At 68.4% G+C, this 16,296-nt stretch carries 16 protein-coding genes; 15 read left to right on the top strand and 1 reads right to left on the bottom strand.

Translation table 11 applies throughout. The annotated features are described in order from the left end of the window. The first annotated feature begins 6 nt into the window (after positions 1 to 6). From AC5Y46_RS18285 to manA, 4 genes are read left to right on the top strand one after another with little or no spacing between them, the layout of a single operon-like run. Complete coding sequence (locus AC5Y46_RS18285) at positions 7 to 486, top strand: DUF3499 domain-containing protein (RefSeq protein WP_499941746.1); 480 nt, start codon at positions 7 to 9, stop codon at positions 484 to 486. Between the two features lie 53 nt (positions 487 to 539). Continuing rightward, positions 540 to 1,940, top strand: a complete 1,401-nt coding sequence (locus AC5Y46_RS18290; RefSeq protein ID WP_499941748.1) for a phosphomannomutase/phosphoglucomutase — start codon at positions 540 to 542, stop codon at positions 1,938 to 1,940. Further along, positions 1,937 to 3,007, top strand: a complete 1,071-nt coding sequence (locus AC5Y46_RS18295; RefSeq protein ID WP_499941750.1) for a TobH protein — start codon at positions 1,937 to 1,939, stop codon at positions 3,005 to 3,007. The genes AC5Y46_RS18290 and AC5Y46_RS18295 overlap by 4 nt, the downstream gene beginning before the upstream one ends. 6 nt (positions 3,008 to 3,013) lie before the next feature. Continuing rightward, complete coding sequence (gene manA, locus AC5Y46_RS18300; RefSeq protein ID WP_499941751.1) at positions 3,014 to 4,288, top strand: mannose-6-phosphate isomerase, class I; 1,275 nt, start codon at positions 3,014 to 3,016, stop codon at positions 4,286 to 4,288. On the opposite strand, the gene AC5Y46_RS18305 is transcribed toward manA, so the two are convergent. After that, a complete protein-coding gene (locus AC5Y46_RS18305) occupies positions 4,272 to 5,666 on the bottom strand; it encodes an FAD-dependent oxidoreductase (protein ID WP_499941753.1) in 1,395 nt (464 codons plus the stop codon). The genes manA and AC5Y46_RS18305 overlap by 17 nt on opposite strands. Positions 5,667 to 5,733: 67 nt before the next feature. On the opposite strand from AC5Y46_RS18305, the gene AC5Y46_RS18310 reads away from it, so the two are divergent. From AC5Y46_RS18310 to lpqB, 11 genes are all read left to right on the top strand, one after another. Then, positions 5,734 to 7,191, top strand: a complete 1,458-nt coding sequence (locus tag AC5Y46_RS18310; protein WP_499941755.1) for an amino acid permease — start codon at positions 5,734 to 5,736, stop codon at positions 7,189 to 7,191. A gap of 119 nt (positions 7,192 to 7,310) precedes the next feature. Further along, on the top strand, positions 7,311 to 8,570 hold the full coding sequence (locus AC5Y46_RS18315; protein ID WP_499941757.1) for an alkane 1-monooxygenase: 1,260 nt from the start codon (positions 7,311 to 7,313) through the stop codon (positions 8,568 to 8,570). Next, entirely contained in the window at positions 8,567 to 8,743 is a 177-nt protein-coding gene (locus tag AC5Y46_RS18320; RefSeq protein WP_499941759.1) for a rubredoxin, read from the top strand. The genes AC5Y46_RS18315 and AC5Y46_RS18320 overlap by 4 nt, the downstream gene beginning before the upstream one ends. A 10-nt stretch (positions 8,744 to 8,753) precedes the next feature. Continuing rightward, the gene (locus AC5Y46_RS18325) at positions 8,754 to 8,939 is read left to right on the top strand and encodes a rubredoxin (RefSeq protein WP_499941761.1); all 186 of its coding nucleotides are present in this window, start codon (positions 8,754 to 8,756) and stop codon (positions 8,937 to 8,939) included. Beyond that, a complete protein-coding gene (alkX, locus tag AC5Y46_RS18330; protein WP_499941763.1) occupies positions 8,936 to 9,586 on the top strand; it encodes a TetR family transcriptional regulator AlkX in 651 nt (216 codons plus the stop codon). Before AC5Y46_RS18325 ends, alkX begins: the two co-directional genes overlap by 4 nt. Positions 9,587 to 9,703: 117 nt before the next feature. Further along, entirely contained in the window at positions 9,704 to 11,176 is a 1,473-nt protein-coding gene (gene ahcY / locus AC5Y46_RS18335; protein WP_499992428.1) for an adenosylhomocysteinase, read from the top strand. 33 nt (positions 11,177 to 11,209) lie between these two features. Next, on the top strand, positions 11,210 to 11,422 hold the full coding sequence (locus tag AC5Y46_RS18340) for a hypothetical protein (protein ID WP_499992429.1): 213 nt from the start codon (positions 11,210 to 11,212) through the stop codon (positions 11,420 to 11,422). Then, the gene (locus tag AC5Y46_RS18345) at positions 11,416 to 12,048 is read left to right on the top strand and encodes a dTMP kinase (protein ID WP_499992430.1); all 633 of its coding nucleotides are present in this window, start codon (positions 11,416 to 11,418) and stop codon (positions 12,046 to 12,048) included. The genes AC5Y46_RS18340 and AC5Y46_RS18345 overlap by 7 nt, the downstream gene beginning before the upstream one ends. Before the next feature lie 80 nt (positions 12,049 to 12,128). Beyond that, the gene (gene mtrA / locus AC5Y46_RS18350; protein WP_065160645.1) at positions 12,129 to 12,815 is read left to right on the top strand and encodes a two-component system response regulator MtrA; all 687 of its coding nucleotides are present in this window, start codon (positions 12,129 to 12,131) and stop codon (positions 12,813 to 12,815) included. A gap of 25 nt (positions 12,816 to 12,840) precedes the next feature. Next, positions 12,841 to 14,535: an MtrAB system histidine kinase MtrB gene (gene mtrB, locus AC5Y46_RS18355; RefSeq protein ID WP_499941771.1), complete on the top strand. Its 1,695-nt coding sequence runs from the start codon at positions 12,841 to 12,843 to the stop codon at positions 14,533 to 14,535. After that, a complete protein-coding gene (lpqB, locus tag AC5Y46_RS18360) occupies positions 14,535 to 16,292 on the top strand; it encodes an MtrAB system accessory lipoprotein LpqB (protein ID WP_499941773.1) in 1,758 nt (585 codons plus the stop codon). The genes mtrB and lpqB overlap by 1 nt, the downstream gene beginning before the upstream one ends. Positions 16,293 to 16,296 lie beyond the last annotated feature (4 nt).

A 16,296-nucleotide genomic window follows, 5' to 3' on the forward strand; every position in this document is an offset into this window, starting at 1 on the left:
TCGAGCGTGAACGTACCCCGTCGCTGCTGCCGGCCCGGGTGTCCGCACTACGCAGTGGCAACGCTGACGTTCGTCTACTCGGACTCCACTGCGGTGGTCGGACCACTCGCCACCGCGCGGGAACCCCATTCCTGGGACCTGTGCGTCGGCCATGCCGGTCGCATCACCGCCCCGCGTGGCTGGGACCTGGTGCGCCACGCCGGCCCGCTCAATTGCGAGCCCGCCAATCCCGACGAGGACGACCTGGTGGCGCTGGCCGACGCGGTACGCGAGGGTGCCGTGGCCCGCGGAACTGCGATCGTCAACGGGTTCAGCACGCGCACAGACGGATACGACGGATACGACGACGTCCCGCGCGCCAACGGCGATCATCTGCATCCGGCCGGAGCGCACGCCGCGCCGAGCGGGTCCGTGTTGGCCCCGCCGGAACACCGGTCCGGACGCCGGCGTGGACACTTGCGGGTGCTGCCCGACCCGGCTGACTAAGGCGTCCCGATAGGCTGGCGGCCAAGAGTTCACGTCGTCAGGAGCGCTGCAGAATGTCATGGCCCGCGGAGGCTGTCCACCGTGTCATCAAGGCCTACGACGTTCGCGGACTGGTGGGCGAAGAGATCAACGAGCCGTTCGTCGCCGACGTCGGCGCCGCGTTCGCCCGGCTGATGCGCGGTGAGGGCGCCGGCCAGGTGGTGATCGGCCACGACATGCGTGACAGTTCCCCGTCGCTGGCGGCCGCGTTCGCCGACGGCGTCACCGGCCAGGGCCTGGACGTGGTGCGGATCGGGCTGGCCTCCACCGACCAGCTGTACTTCGCGTCCGGCCTGCTGGACTGCCCCGGCGCGATGTTCACCGCCAGCCACAACCCGGCGGCCTACAACGGCATCAAACTGTGCCGCAACGGCGCCAAACCCGTCGGCAAGGACACCGGACTGACGTCCATCAGCGAGGACCTGATCGCCGGGGTGCCGAACGCGCAGGACCGGCCGCGCGGGTCGGTCAGCGACAAAGACGTGCTGGTCGAGTACGGGGTGTACCTGCGTTCGCTGGTCAACACCGCCGACCTGCGCCCGTTGCGGGTGGCGGTGGACGCCGGTAACGGCATGGCCGGGCACACCGCCCCGGCAGTGCTGGGCGCGATCGGCTCGATCACGTTGCTGCCCTTGTACTTTGAGCTCGACGGCACGTTCCCCAATCACGAAGCCAACCCGCTGGACCCGGCGAACCTGGTGGACCTGCAGGACTTCGTGCGCGAAACCGGCGCCGATATCGGGCTGGCGTTCGACGGCGACGCCGACCGTTGCTTCGTCGTCGACGAACGCGGCCTGCCGGTCTCGCCGTCCACGGTCACCAGCCTGGTGGCCGCCCGCGAACTGGGCCGCGAGATCGGCGCCACCGTGATCCACAACGTGATCACCTCCCGCGCCGTGCCCGAGCTGGTGGCCGAACGTGGCGGCACACCGCTGCGCTCGCGGGTCGGTCACTCCTATATCAAGGCGCTGATGGCCGAGACCGGCGCGATCTTCGGCGGCGAACATTCGGCGCACTACTACTTCCGCGACTTCTGGGGCGCCGACTCCGGCATGCTGGCCGCGCTGTACGTGCTGGCGGCCCTCGGCGAGCAGCACCGACCGCTCTCGGAGCTGACCGCGGACTATCAGCGCTACGAATCCTCCGGTGAGATCAACTTCAAGGTCGCCGACGCACCGGCCTGTGTGGACGCGGTGCTCAAGACGTTCGGCAGCCGGATCCACTCCATCGATCACCTGGACGGGGTGACGGTGGACCTGGGCGACGGCAGCTGGTTCAACTTGCGCAGTTCCAACACCGAACCGCTATTGCGGCTCAATGTGGAGGGGCGCAGCATCGAGGATGTGGACGCGGTGGTCGCACAGGTCAGCGAAAGGATCGCGGCCCAGGGCGCCCGGTCCGGGGCCGGTACGTGAACGCCGTCGGGGCGATCGACCTCGAGGACGCCGACGGCCTGCTCGCCGCCGACCGGGACGGCCTGTTGCGGGCGGCGTCGATGGCCGGCGCGCAGGTGCGCACCGTGGCCGCCGCGCTGGAGGAAGGTGACCTGGATCCGCTGCGCGGGAACGACCGTGCGCGCAGCGTGATCTGGGTGGCCGGCCGCGGTACCGCCGAGACGGCGGGCGTCCTGCTGGCTTCGACCCTGACCACCGCCGCCGCCTCGCCGATCGTGCTGGCGACCGAGGCGCCGCCGTGGGTCGGGCCGCTGGACGTGCTGATCGTGGCCGGGGACGACCCCGGTGATCCGGCGCTGGTCGGCGCGGCCGCGACCGGGGTGCGCCGGGGCGCGCGGGTGGTGGTGGCGGCGCCGTACGAGGGTCCGCTGCGGGACTCGACGGCCGGCCGGGTCGCGGTGCTGGCGCCGCGGCTGTGGACGCCGGACGGGTTCGGGCTGTGCCGGTACCTGGCCGCCGGTCTGGCGGTGCTGCAGACCGTGGACCCCAGGCTGGGATTCGACCTCGCCGCGCTGGCCGACGAACTGGACGCCGAGGCGCTACGCAACAGCGCCGCGCGCGAGTTGTTCACCAATCCGGCCAAGACGCTGGCCGCGCGGATGACCGATTGCCGGGTCGCGTTGACCGGAGACAATGCCGCGACGCTGGCGCTGGCCCGGCACGGCAGTTCGGTGCTGCTGCGCAACGCTCAGCAGGTCGTCGCGGCCACCGGGCTGGCGGACGCGGTGACCGCGCTGCGCCACGGACCCGACGCTTACGGCAGCGTGACGGACGCGCTGTTCCACGACGAGCAGATCGACGGGCCGCTGCCGCAGCGGCTGCGGGTGCTGGCGCTGACGCTGAGCGCCGAGCGCACGGTCGTGGCCGCCCGGGTGGCCGGGCTCGACGACGTGTATCTGGTGGGGGCGCAGGACGACTCGGGTGTCACGACCACGCCGACCGCCACCCAGCGCGTGGAGGAGCAACTGGCAGTATTGGCCGTTCGGCTGGAAATGGCCGCGGTTTACCTGCGACTGGCACGGGGATAGAAGACGGTGGACTTGCTACGCGGAGCCTTGCGCACCTACGCCTGGGGATCGCGCATCGCCCTCGCCGAGTTCACCGGGCGGCCGGTACCGGCCGCGCATCCCGAGGCCGAACTGTGGTTCGGCGCCCACCCCGGCGACCCGGCCTTCTTGGAGACCGCCGACGGTGAGACCTCGTTGCTGGTGGCACTGACCGCCGACCCGGACGGACAGCTGGGCGCGGCGTCGCGGGCGCGGTTCGGCGACGTGCTGCCGTTCCTGGTCAAGGTGTTGGCCGCCGACGAACCGCTGTCGTTGCAGGCTCATCCGAGCGCCGCGCAGGCGGTCGAGGGATATCTGCGCGAAGAGCGACTGGGCATCCCGGTGAACTCGCCGGTCCGCAACTACCGCGACACCAGCCACAAGCCGGAGTTGCTGGTGGCGTTGCAGCCGTTCGAGGCGCTGGCCGGTTTCCGGCAGGTGGCACGCACCCGCGCGCTGCTCCAGGCGCTGGCCGTCTCCGACCTCGACCCGTTCATCGACCTGCTCGGTGACGGATCCGGCGACGGATCCGACGACGGATCCGGCGACGGATCCGACGACCAGTCCGACGCTGACGGCCTGCGCGCGCTGTTCACCACCTGGATCACCGCACCCCAACCCGACCTCGACGTCCTGGTGCCCGCTGTGCTCGACGGCGCCATCCACTACGTCAGTTCCGGCGCAACCGAATTCGCCGCTGAAGCCCGGACGGTGCTGGAGCTGGGGGAGCGCTACCCCGGCGACGCCGGCGTGCTGGCCGCGCTGCTGCTCAACCGCATCAGCCTGGCCCCGGGTGAGGCGATCTTCCTGCCGGCCGGCAACCTGCACACCTACCTGCGCGGCTTCGCGCTGGAGGTAATGGCCAACTCCGACAACGTATTACGCGGCGGACTCACCCCCAAGCACGTCGACGTGCCGGAGTTGCTGCGGGTGCTGGACTTCACCCCCACCCCCGAGTCGCAACTGCGCCCGCCGGTCCGCCCCGACGGGCTGGCGCTGTGCTATGAAACCCCGGCCGAGGAGTTCGCGGTCGCTTTGTTGGTGCTCGACGGCGACCAGCTGGGCCATGAGGTCGACGCGCCGTCCCGGCATGACGGTCCGCAGATCCTGTTGTGCGCCGAGGGATCGGTGACAGTGCACGCCAAGTCCGACACCCTGATCCTCGATCGCGGCGCCGCCGCCTGGGTGGGCGCCGACGACGGTCCGATCCGGCTGTCCGCCGAGGCGCCGGCCCAGCTGTTCCGCGCTACCGTCGGGCTGTAGCCGGGCGCCGACGCTGCCGCTGTTCGCCCAGCCAGAGCCGCATGTTGTGCGCGATGGTACGACCCAGTATCGACGGCGACGGGATCATGTACAGGCTGTCGAGCAGGGAGAATCGACGCAGAAACCATTCTCCCAGAACGGGATTCGTCTCCGCGGCGCCGAGGAACTGCTCGAACAAGCCGCCCGCCGCGCGATACCACCGTGGTTCGGGGTCCATGACGGCGTGGTGGAACGTCACGTCACCGATGGCGTTCATCATCCACACCGGGAACGTGGTCTTGGCGGTGAGGCGACTCAGTTCGGTGGCCAGATCTTCCTCCGGTGATTCCAGTGCCCGGCGCAGATGCCCGGCCTGCAGCGACGTCATCGTCATGCCCTGGCCGAACGTCGGGTTGAAGCTGGCGACCGCGTCGCCGATCGGCACGATTCCGGCCGGGAAGCGCTCCAGCTTGTGATAGCGCCGCCACCGGCTGACCGGAAAAGCATGGAAGGCCGGTTCGCCGACGGGTTCGGACTGCGCCAGCGCGGCGTTGAAATGGTCGGGTAACAGCTCTTTGGCCAGCCCCAGCATCTCGGGAAAGGTCCGCGGCGGTTTGGCATGCCCCACCCCGAAGGTGGTCAGCACCCAGGTGCGGTCCTCGTAGAACAACATGCCCAGCCCGAGCGGTTGGTCGTGCGAGGCGCCGGCCACCACCACCTTCTCCTGGATCAGGCCCTCGGGCATCCGGAAGCGGTGAGTGGCGTAGTTGATGCCGATGTCCACGGTCGCCTCGGGTGCGCGCTCGTAGCCCCACTGGGTGAGCCACACCGGTAGCCGGGTGCCGCGTCCGGCCGCGTCGACGACGAGATCGGCCTCGACGAATTCGGGGTCCTCTCCCGGTTCCCGCGGATCCAGCAGCACGCCCGTCACCCGCTGTAACGGGGGCTCGAACCGTGGCTCGGCGACGGGGCGCTGCACGATCTGGACGTTGTCGATGGCCGCGGTGCGTTGCCGGATCTGCCATTCCAGGTGCGGGCGACTCGGCACGTAGGCGGTGAACTCGTCACGCAGCGTGTGGCCGGTGCCCAGCACGTGACCCGCCGCGCCCAGATGGATGCAGTCCGGGCGGTTCTCCAGCATCGGCACACCGGCGGCGACCATGTCCTGCAGCAGACCCGGATAGAGGCTTTCGAACTCGTTGGCGCCGCGGGCCATCAGCAGATGCAGGTGCTGGTCCTGGGGGACGGTGGCGCGGTTGGCGGGTTCGCTGGGCAGGTCGTCGCGTTCGAAGACCGTCACCCGCGAATAGAAGTCGGACAGCACCCGCGCCGCGCACAGCCCGGCGATGCTGGCGCCGATGACGACTGCGTGATTTCTGTTCCCTGCGCTCCCCACCATCTGGGCAGAGTACCCAGTACTGTCCGGTCACAGAACGCACCGCGGCGCTTTGAAGGGAACGGGTCGGATGGCGAATCGCTGGCGCACGAAAACGGTCGAGCAGTCGATCGCCGACACCGACGAGCCGAGCACCCGGCTCCGTAAGGACCTCACCTGGTGGGATCTGGTGGTCTTCGGCGTCTCGGTGGTGATCGGGGCCGGCATCTTCACCGTGACCGCCTCGACGACCGGCGACATCACCGGGCCGGCCATCTGGATCTCGTTCTTGATCGCCGCGGCCACCTGCGCGCTGGCAGCACTGTGTTACGCCGAGTTCGCCTCGACCCTGCCGGTGGCCGGCAGCGCCTACACCTTCTCCTATGCCACCTTCGGCGAACTGCTGGCCTGGGTGATCGGCTGGAACCTGGTGCTGGAACTGGCCATCGGTGCCGCCGTCGTCGCCAAGGGATGGTCGAGCTATCTCGGCACGGTGTTCGACTTCGCCGGGGCCACCGCCCATTTCCGCTGGTTCAACGTCGACTGGGGTGCCCTGCTGATCGTCACGCTGGTGGCGGTCCTGCTGGCGCTGGGCACCAAACTGTCCTCGCGCTTTTCCGCCGTGGTGACCGCGATCAAGGTCTCGGTGGTCATCCTGGTGGTCATAGTCGGGGCCTTCTACATCAAGGCGGCCAATTTCCAGCCGTTCATCCCCGAACCGGAAACCCAACACGGCGGGAGCGGTCTGGACCAGTCGGTGCTGTCGATGCTCACCGGCGCCGGAGGTAGCCATTACGGCTGGTACGGCGTGTTGGCAGGCGCGTCGATCGTGTTCTTCGCGTTCATCGGCTTCGACATCGTCGCCACCATGGCCGAGGAAACCAAGGAGCCGCAGCGCAACGTCCCCCGCGGCATCCTGGCGTCGCTCGGTGTGGTGACCGTGCTCTACGTGGCGGTGTCGATCGTGCTGTCGGGCATGGTCTCCTACACCGAACTCAAGACGGTGAACCATCATTCGGCGAACCTGGCCACCGCGTTCCAGGCCAACGGCATCTACTGGGCCAGCGGCATCATCTCGGTGGGCGCGCTGGCCGGGCTGACCACGGTGGTGATGGTGCTGATGCTCGGCCAGTGCCGGGTGCTGTTCGCGATGGCGCGCGACGGGCTGCTGCCGCGCGGCCTGGCCAAGACCGGCAAACGCGGCACGCCGGTGCGCATCACCGTGCTGGTCGCTGTCGTGATCGCCGCCACGGCCTCGGTTTTTCCCATCGACAAGCTCGAAGAGATGGTCAACGTGGGCACGTTGTTCGCGTTCGTGCTGGTGTCGGCCGGCGTGATCGTGCTGCGCAGGACGCGTCCCGACCTGGAACGCGGGTTCAAGGCGCCCTGGGTGCCGCTGCTGCCGATCGCGTCGGTGTGCGCGTGCCTGTGGCTGATGCTCAACCTGACCGCGCTGACCTGGGTGCGGTTCGGTGTGTGGCTGCTGATCGGGGTCGTCATCTACCTCGGCTACGGGCGCCGGCACTCGACTCAGGGGAGCCGCAGCTAGACAAATCCGATCAATTTGGACAGTTGCTTTACAAAACAGCGCTCTGTGTCTAGACAGGAGACGCAGACTGCCGTAATGTCCAATCTCAACGTGGGGTGACACACAAGGAGGTTTGGAATATGACCACACACATCGACGCCCTGAGCGCGGAAGCGCCGGCGACACAGTGGCGCGACAGGAAGCGCTATCTGTGGCTGATGGGGCTGATTCCGCCGACGATGCTGTTCGTGATGCTGCCGATCGTCTGGGGTCTCAACCAGCTGGGCTGGCACACCGCGGCGCAGGTGCCGTTGTGGATCGGGCCGATCCTGCTGTACATCCTGTTGCCGATTCTCGACCTGCGGTTCGGGCCGGACGGGCAGAACCCGCCCGACGAGGTGATGGAGCAACTGGAGAACGACAAGTACTACCGCTACTGCACCTACATCTTCATCCCGTTCCAGTACGCCAGCATGATCCTGGGTGCCTACCTGTTCACCGCGTCCGATCTCAGCTGGCTCGGCTTCCCTGGTTCTGAAGGCGGACTGGGCTGGCTGGGCAAGATCGGCGTCGCGCTATCGGTGGGTGTGCTCGGCGGCGTCGGGATCAACACCGCACACGAGATGGGGCACAAGAAGGACTCGCTGGAACGCTGGCTGTCCAAAATCACCCTGGCGCAGACCGCCTACGGGCACTTCTACATCGAGCACAACCGCGGCCACCACGTGCGCGTCTCCACCCCGGAGGACCCGGCGTCGTCACGGTTCGGCGAGACGTTCTGGGAGTTCCTGCCGCGTAGCGTCATCGGCAGCGCCCGCTCCTCGGTGCACCTCGAGGCGCAACGCATCCGCCGGCTCGGCAAGAGCCCCTGGGACCCCCGGACCTACCTGTCCAACGACGTGCTGAACGCCTGGGCGATGACCGCGGTGCTGTTCGGGGTATTGATCGCGGTGTTCGGTGTCAGCCTGGTCCCCTTCCTGATCATCCAGGCGATCTTCGGATTCTCCCTGCTCGAAGCCGTCAACTACCTCGAGCACTACGGCCTGCTGCGGCAGAAGAACCCGAACGGTCGCTACGAGCGGTGCGCACCGGTGCACAGCTGGAACTCCGACCACATCGTCACCAACCTGTTCCTCTACCACCTGCAACGGCACAGCGACCACCACGCCAACCCGACCCGGCGCTACCAGACGCTGCGCAGCATGGCAGGGTCACCCAACCTGCCCAGCGGGTACGCGTCGATGATCGGGCTGACCTACTTCCCGCCGCTGTGGCGCAAGGTGATGGACCACCGGGTGCTCGAGCACTACGACGGCGACATCACCAAGGTCAACGTGCAGCCGCGGCTGCGGGAGAAGTTGCTGGCCAAGTACGGAGCCCCGAAGGAACTCGCGGCATGACGGTTTCCAGCACCTACAAGTGTCCGGTGTGTGACTACGTCTACGACGAAGCCAAAGGCGATGCCAGGGAAGGGTTTCCGGCCGGCACGCCGTGGGACCAGGTTCCCGACGATTGGACCTGCCCGGACTGCGCCGTCCGAGAGAAGCCCGATTTCGAACCCGTCCAAGGTTAGGAGCAAGACCATGAACGACGACTACAAGCTCTACCAGTGCGTGCAGTGTGGTTTCGAATACGACGAGGCGCTGGGCTGGCCGGAGGACGGCATCGCTGCCGGCACCCGTTGGGACGACATCCCCGAGGACTGGAGCTGCCCGGACTGCGGCGCGGCGAAGTCGGACTTCGTGATGGTGGAGGTGGCTCGCCCATGATCGGCACCAACTTCGTGGCCAAAACAGCTATGGTCGCGCCTGTGAAGCGGATTCCGTACGCCGAGGCCTCCCGGGCCCTGTTGCGTGAGTCGGTGCTGGACGCGATGCGGGACCTGCTGCTGACCCGCGACTGGTCGGCCATCACGCTCTCGGACGTGGCCCGGGCCGCCGGCATCAGCCGGCAGACCATCTACAACGAGTTCGGCTCCCGTCAGGGCCTGGCCCAGGGTTACGCCCTGCGTCTGGCCGACCGACTGGTCGACACCGTCAAGGCGGCGCTGGAGGCCAACATCGGCAACATCTACGAGTCGTTCCTGCAGGGTTTCCGCGCCTTCTTCGTCGAGACGGCGGCCGACCCGCTGGTGATCTCGCTGTTGACCGGGGTCGCCAAGCCGGATCTGCTGCAGCTGATCACCACCGACAGTGCGCCCATCATCACCCGGGCGTCGGCGCGGTTGTCCACGGCGTTCACCCAGACCTGGCTGGCCACCAGCGACGACGACGCGAACGTGTTGTCCCGGGCGATCGTGCGGCTGTGCCTGAGCTACGTGTCGATGCCGCCGGAGTCCGACCACGACGTCGCGGCCGACCTGGCCCGGCTGATGACACCCTTCGCGGAGCGGCACGGGGTGAACCTGGAATCCTGACAGTCCCCCAGTTGGGTAGGGGTATACCGACGGGCGGCTACAGTGGCTGAGGATCAAACCTCGGCGCTGTAGCCGCCTGCCTTTTTCACAAGCCCGCACGAAGGATGAAACACGACCATGACCACGACCGAAAATTCGCTGACCCCCGACGTCGTCAACGGCATCGATTTCAAGGTCGCCGACCTGTCGCTGGCGGATTTCGGCCGCAAGGAACTCGACCTGGCCGAGTACGAGATGCCCGGCCTGATGTCGCTGCGCCGGGAGTACGCCGAGGTGCAGCCGCTGAAGGGGGCCCGCATCTCGGGGTCGCTGCACATGACGGTGCAGACCGCGGTGCTGATCGAGACCCTGACGTCGCTGGGCGCTGAGGTCCGGTGGGCGTCCTGCAACATCTTCTCCACCCAGGACCACGCGGCCGCGGCCGTCGTCGTCGGCCCACACGGCACGCCCGACGAGCCCAAGGGTGTCCCGGTGTTCGCCTGGAAGGGCGAGACGCTGGAGGAGTACTGGTGGTGCGCCGAGCAGATGCTCACCTGGGAGGGCGAGCCGGCCAACATGATCCTGGACGACGGCGGCGACGCGACCATGATGGTGCTGCGCGGCATGCAGTACGAGAAGGCCGGTGTGGTCCCGCCCGCCGAGGAGGACGACTCCGCGGAGTGGAAGGTCTTCCTGAACCTGCTGCGTAAGCGCTTCGAGACCGACAAGGAGAAGTGGACCAAGATCGCCGAGTCGGTCAAGGGCGTCACCGAGGAGACCACCACCGGCGTGCTGCGGCTCTACCAGTTCGCCGCCGCCGGCGACCTGGCCTTCCCGGCGATCAACGTCAACGACTCGGTGACCAAGTCCAAGTTCGACAACAAGTACGGCACCCGGCACTCGCTGCTCGACGGCATCAACCGCGGCACCGACGCGCTGATCGGCGGTAAGAACGTGCTGATCTGTGGCTTCGGCGACGTCGGCAAAGGCTGTGCGGAAGCCGCCAAGGGTCAGGGCGCGCGGGTGGCCGTCACCGAGATCGACCCGATCAACGCGCTGCAGGCGCTGATGGAGGGCTACGACGTGGTGACCGTCGAGGACGCGATCGCCAACGCCGACATCGTGGTGACCTCGACCGGCAACAAGGACATCATCACCCTCGAGCACATGAAGGCCATGAAGGACCACGCGATCCTGGGCAACATCGGCCACTTCGACAACGAGATCGACATGGCCGCGCTGGAGCGCTCGGGGGCGACCCGGCTCAACATCAAGCCGCAGGTCGACAAGTGGACCTTCGGCGAGACCGGCCGCTCGATCATCGTGCTCTCCGAGGGCCGGCTGCTGAACCTGGGCAACGCCACCGGGCACCCGTCGTTCGTGATGAGCAACAGCTTCGCCAACCAGACCATCGCGCAGATCGAGCTGTGGACCAAGAACGACGAGTACGACAACGAGGTGTACCGGCTGCCCAAGCACCTGGACGAGAAGGTGGCGCGGATCCACGTCGAGGCGCTCGGCGGGAAGCTGACCAAGCTGACCAAGGAGCAGGCCGAGTACCTCGGCGTCGACGTCGAGGGCCCGTACAAGCCCGACCACTACCGCTACTGAGCCCGGTCGCTCTATCGCGAGCGTCACGCCAGCGTGGCAACCGACACCGAGCGTCACGCCAGCGTGGCAACCGACACCGAGCGTCACGCCAGCGTGACGGCCGACACCGAGCGTCACGCTAGCGTGGCAACCGACACCGAGCGTCACGCCAGCGTGGCAACCGACACCGAGCGTCACGCCAGCGTGGCAACCGACACCGAGCGTCACGCCAGCGTGACGGCTGACCGGCGGGCGGCGCGGTGCTGATCGCGATCGAAGGCGTCGACGGCTCGGGCAAGCGGACGTTGACCGAGGGCCTACGCAGGTCCTTCGAGGCGGCCGGCAAGTCGGTGGCCACGTTGGCGTTCCCGCGCTACGGGCGCTCGATCACCGCCGACCTCGCGGCCGAGGCGCTACGCGGAGCCCACGGCGACCTGGCCGAGTCGGTATATGCGATGGCGACGCTGTTCGCGCTCGACCGCGCCGGGGCCGTCGGGGAGATCCAGGGGCTCACCGCCGAACACGACGTGCTGATCCTGGACCGCTACGTCGCCTCCAACGCCGCCTACAGCGCGGCGCGCCTGCATCAAGACGCGACCGGCGAGGCGGTGGCCTGGATTAGGCAGATCGAATACGAGCGCCTGGGGCTGCCGCGCCCGGACTGCCAGATCCTGCTCGCTGTACCCGCCGAACTCGCCGACCAGCGCGCCCGCAGCCGCGCCGAACAAGACCCGCAACGGGCCCGGGACAGCTACGAACGCGACGACGGACTGCAGCGGCGAACCGGCGCGGTGTACGGGGAGCTGGCCGCCGCGCAGTGGTGCGGACGCTGGCTGGTGGTGTACGCCGACGTCGATCCGGAGGCCTTGGCGGCCACTTTGACCGTCGTTTAGCACAAAATCGCCTCGATTTGTCCTCATCAATCACGAAACGCCCGTGTGGCGCGACAGTTTTGTCCTGATCTGGTGACACCATGGAGGCCATGAGGCAAAGGATTCTGGTCGTCGACGACGACGCTTCGCTGGCCGAGATGCTCACCATCGTGTTGCGTGGGGAGGGTTTCGACACCGCGGTGATCGGTGACGGTACTCAGGCCCTGACCGCGGTGCGTGAGTTGCGCCCCGATCTGGTGCTGCTGGACCTGATGCTGCCCGGCATGAACGGCATCGACGTGTGCCGGGTGCTGCGTGCCGATTCGGGGGTGCCGATCGTCATGCTGACCGCCAAGACCGACACCGTCGACGTGGTGCTGGGTCTGGAATCCGGCGCCGACGACTACATCATGAAGCCCTTCAAGCCCAAGGAGCTGGTGGCGCGGGTGCGGGCGCGGTTGCGCCGCAACGACGACGAGCCGGCCGAGATGCTGTCCATCGCCGATGTCGACATCGACGTGCCGGCCCACAAGGTCACCCGCAACGGCGAGCAGATCTCGCTCACCCCGCTGGAGTTCGACCTGCTGGTCGCGTTGGCGCGTAAACCGCGCCAGGTGTTTACTCGTGATGTGCTGCTCGAACAGGTGTGGGGATACCGGCACCCGGCGGACACCCGCCTGGTGAACGTGCACGTCCAGCGCCTGCGCGCGAAGGTCGAGAAGGACCCCGAGAACCCGACCGTGGTTCTGACCGTTCGAGGAGTGGGATACAAGGCCGGACCTCCGTGATCCCGGCTTGGAGAGCGCGGCGTAGGTGATCTGGCGCTCCCCGCGACGTAGTAGAGGCCGTTGGGGGCGTTCGGGACCCCTGCCCCGCGGTATGAGCGCGTTGAGTCGCGCCGTCGCCGTCGTCTGGCGTCGATCGCTGCAGCTGCGCGTGGTCGCCTTGACCATCGGTCTTTCGCTGGCGGTGATCCTGGCCCTGGGCTTCGTCCTCACCAGCCAGGTCACCAACCGGGTGCTCGACATCAAGGTCAAGGCCGCGATCGACCAGATCGAGCGGGCCCGCAACACCGTCACCGGGATCGTCAACGGCGAGGAAACCCGCTCCCTGGACAGCAGCCTGCAGCTGGCCCGCAACACGCTGACGTCCAAAACCGATCCGGCCTCCGGCGCCGGGCTGGCCGGCGCTTTCGACGCGGTGCTGATGGTGCCCGGCGACGGCCCGCGGGCCGCGTCCACCGCCGGGCCCGTCGATCAGGTGCCCAACGCGTTGCGCGGCTTCGTCAAGGCCGGTCAGGCCGCCTACCAGTACGCCACCGTGCAGACCGACGGCTTTTCCGGGCCAGCGCTGATCGTCGGGACGCCGACGTCGTCGCGGGTGGCCAACCTGGAGCTGTACCTGATCTTCCCGCTGGCCAACGAGCAGGCCACCATCTCGCTGGTGCGCAGCACGATGGCGACCGGCGGCGTCGTGCTGCTGGTACTGCTGGCCGGCATCGCACTGCTGGTCTCCCGTCAGGTGGTGAACCCGGTGCGCTCCGCGTCGCGGATCGCCGAGCGGTTCGCCGAAGGGCATCTGTCCGAGCGGATGCCGGTGCGCGGTGAGGACGACATGGCCCGGCTGGCGGTGTCGTTCAACGACATGGCCGAGAGCCTGTCCCGCCAGATCACCCAGCTCGAGGAGTTCGGCAACCTGCAACGCCGCTTCACCTCCGACGTCAGCCACGAACTGCGCACCCCGCTGACCACGGTGCGCATGGCTGCCGACCTGATCTACGACCACGCCGACGACCTGGACCCGACGCTGCGGCGCTCCACCGAGTTGATGGTCAACGAGCTCGACCGGTTCGAGAGCCTGCTCAACGACCTGCTGGAGATCTCCCGCCACGACGCCGGGGTGGCCGAGTTGTCCGTCGAGTCGGTCGATCTGCGCACCACCGTGAACAGCGCGTTGGGCAATGTCGGGCACCTGGCCGAGGACGCGGGCATCGAGTTGCTGGTGGACATGCCGACCGAGGAGGTGATCGCCGAGGTGGACGCGCGCCGGGTGGAACGCATCCTGCGCAACCTGATCGCCAACGCGATCGACCACGCCGAGCACAAGCCGGTGCGGATCCGGATGGCCGCCGACGAAGACACGGTCGCGGTCACCGTTCGCGACTACGGCGTCGGGTTGCGCCCCGGCGAGGAGAAGCTGGTGTTCAGCCGGTTCTGGCGCTCGGACCCGTCGCGGGTGCGCCGCTCCGGCGGCACCGGGCTGGGACTGGCGATCAGCATCGAGGACGCGCGGCTGCACCAGGGCCGGCTCGAGGCCTGGGGAGAGCCCGGCGAGGGCGCCTGCTTCCGGCTGACCCTGCCGTTGGTGCGCGGGCACAAGGTGACCACCAGTCCGCTGCCGATGAAACCGATCCCGCCCACCTCCGGGCAGCCCAGCCCCCAACCGTTGACCCCGACGGGCCCGCAACCGATCACCCGCCACCGCGAGCCCGCGGAGTGGAGCGTGTGATGCGTACGATCCTGGCCCTGCTGATGACCGCTGTGGTGCTGGCCGGATGCGCGAGCGTGCCCAGCTCCTCGGCCCCGCAGGCCATCGGCACCGTCGACCGCCCGGCGCCGTCGAACCTGCCCAAACCCACCCCGGGCATGGACCCCGACGTGTTGCTGCGCGAATTTCTCAAGGCCACCGCCGACCCGGCCAACCGGCACCTGGCGGCGCGCCAGTTCCTCACCCAGTCGGCCTCCAACGGCTGGGACGACGCCGGTAGCGCGCTGCTGATCGACCACGTCGTGTTCGTGGAAACCCGTGGCGCCGAACGGGTTTCGGCGACCATGCGGGCCGACATCCTGGGTTCACTGTCCGACGTCGGGGTCTTCGAGACCGCCGAGGGGCAGCTGCCGGACCCGGGCCCGATCGAACTGGTCAAGACCCCGGGAGGGTGGCGCATCGACAAGCTGCCCAACGGCGTCTTCCTGGACTGGCAACAGTTCCAGGCCACCTACAAACGCAACACGCTGTACTTCGCCGACCCCACCGGCAAGACGGTGGTGCCCGATCCGCGCTACGTGGCGGTCTCCGACCACGACCAGCTGGCCACCGAGCTGGTGTCCAAGCTGCTGGCCGGGCCGCGGCCGGAGATGGCGCACACGGTACGCAACCTGTTGGCGCCGCCGCTGCGGTTGCGCGGTCCGGTGACCCGCGCCGACGGCGGCAAGAACGGCATCGGCAAGGGTTACGGCGGCGCGCGCATCGACCTGGAGAAGCTGACCACCACCGACCCGCACAGCAGGGCATTGCTTGCCGCGCAGATCATCTGGACGCTGGCCCGCGCCGATATCCGCGGCCCGTACGTGATCAACGCCGACGGCGCCCCGCTCGACGACAGGTTCGCGCAGGGCTGGAACACCTCCGACGTCGCGGCCACCGACCCGGGGGTGGCCGACGGCGCCGGCGCGGGTCTGCACGCCTTGGTCAACGGGTCGTTGGTCGCGCTGGACGGACAGCAGGTCACCACGGTGCCCGGCGCGTTCGGGCGGATGGGCGACCAGACCGGGGCGGCGTTGTCGCGCAGTGGGCGGCAGGTGGCGTCGGTGGTGACGTTGCGCCGCGGCGCCCCGGACATGGCCGCGTCACTGTGGATCGGGGATCTCGGGGGTGAGGCGGTGCAGTCCGCCGACGGGCACAACCTGTCGCGGCCCAGCTGGTCACTGGACGACGCGGTGTGGGTGGTGGTCGACACCAACAACGTGCTGCGCGCGATCCAGGAACCGGCGTCGGGCCAGCCGGCGCGCATCCCGGTGGACTCCACCGCGGTGTCCAGCCGATTCCCGGGCCCGATCACCGACCTGCAGCTGTCCCGCGACGGCACCCGCGCGGCCATGGTGATCGGGGGACAGGTGATCCTGGCCGGTGTCGAGCAGACCCAGGCCGGCCAGTTCGCCCTGACCTATCCACGCCGGCTGGGCTTCGGTCTGGGTACCTCGGTGGTGTCGTTGTACTGGCGAACCGGCGACGACGTCGTCGTCACCCGCAACGACGCCACCCATCCGGTGTCCTACGTCAATCTCGACGGGGTGAACTCCGACGCCCCGTCCCGCGGCCTGCAGATCCCGTTGTTCGCGATCGCCGCGAACCCGTCCACGGTGTATGTGGGCGGCCCGCAGGGCGTGCTGATGTACTCGGCGTCGGCCGCTGAATCCCAGCAGGGCTGGTCGGAGGTGGCCGGCCTGATGATCGGGGGAGCGGCCCCGGTCTTACCGGGGTAATCAC

The organism is Mycobacterium sp. NGS59 (assembly GCF_059812345.1).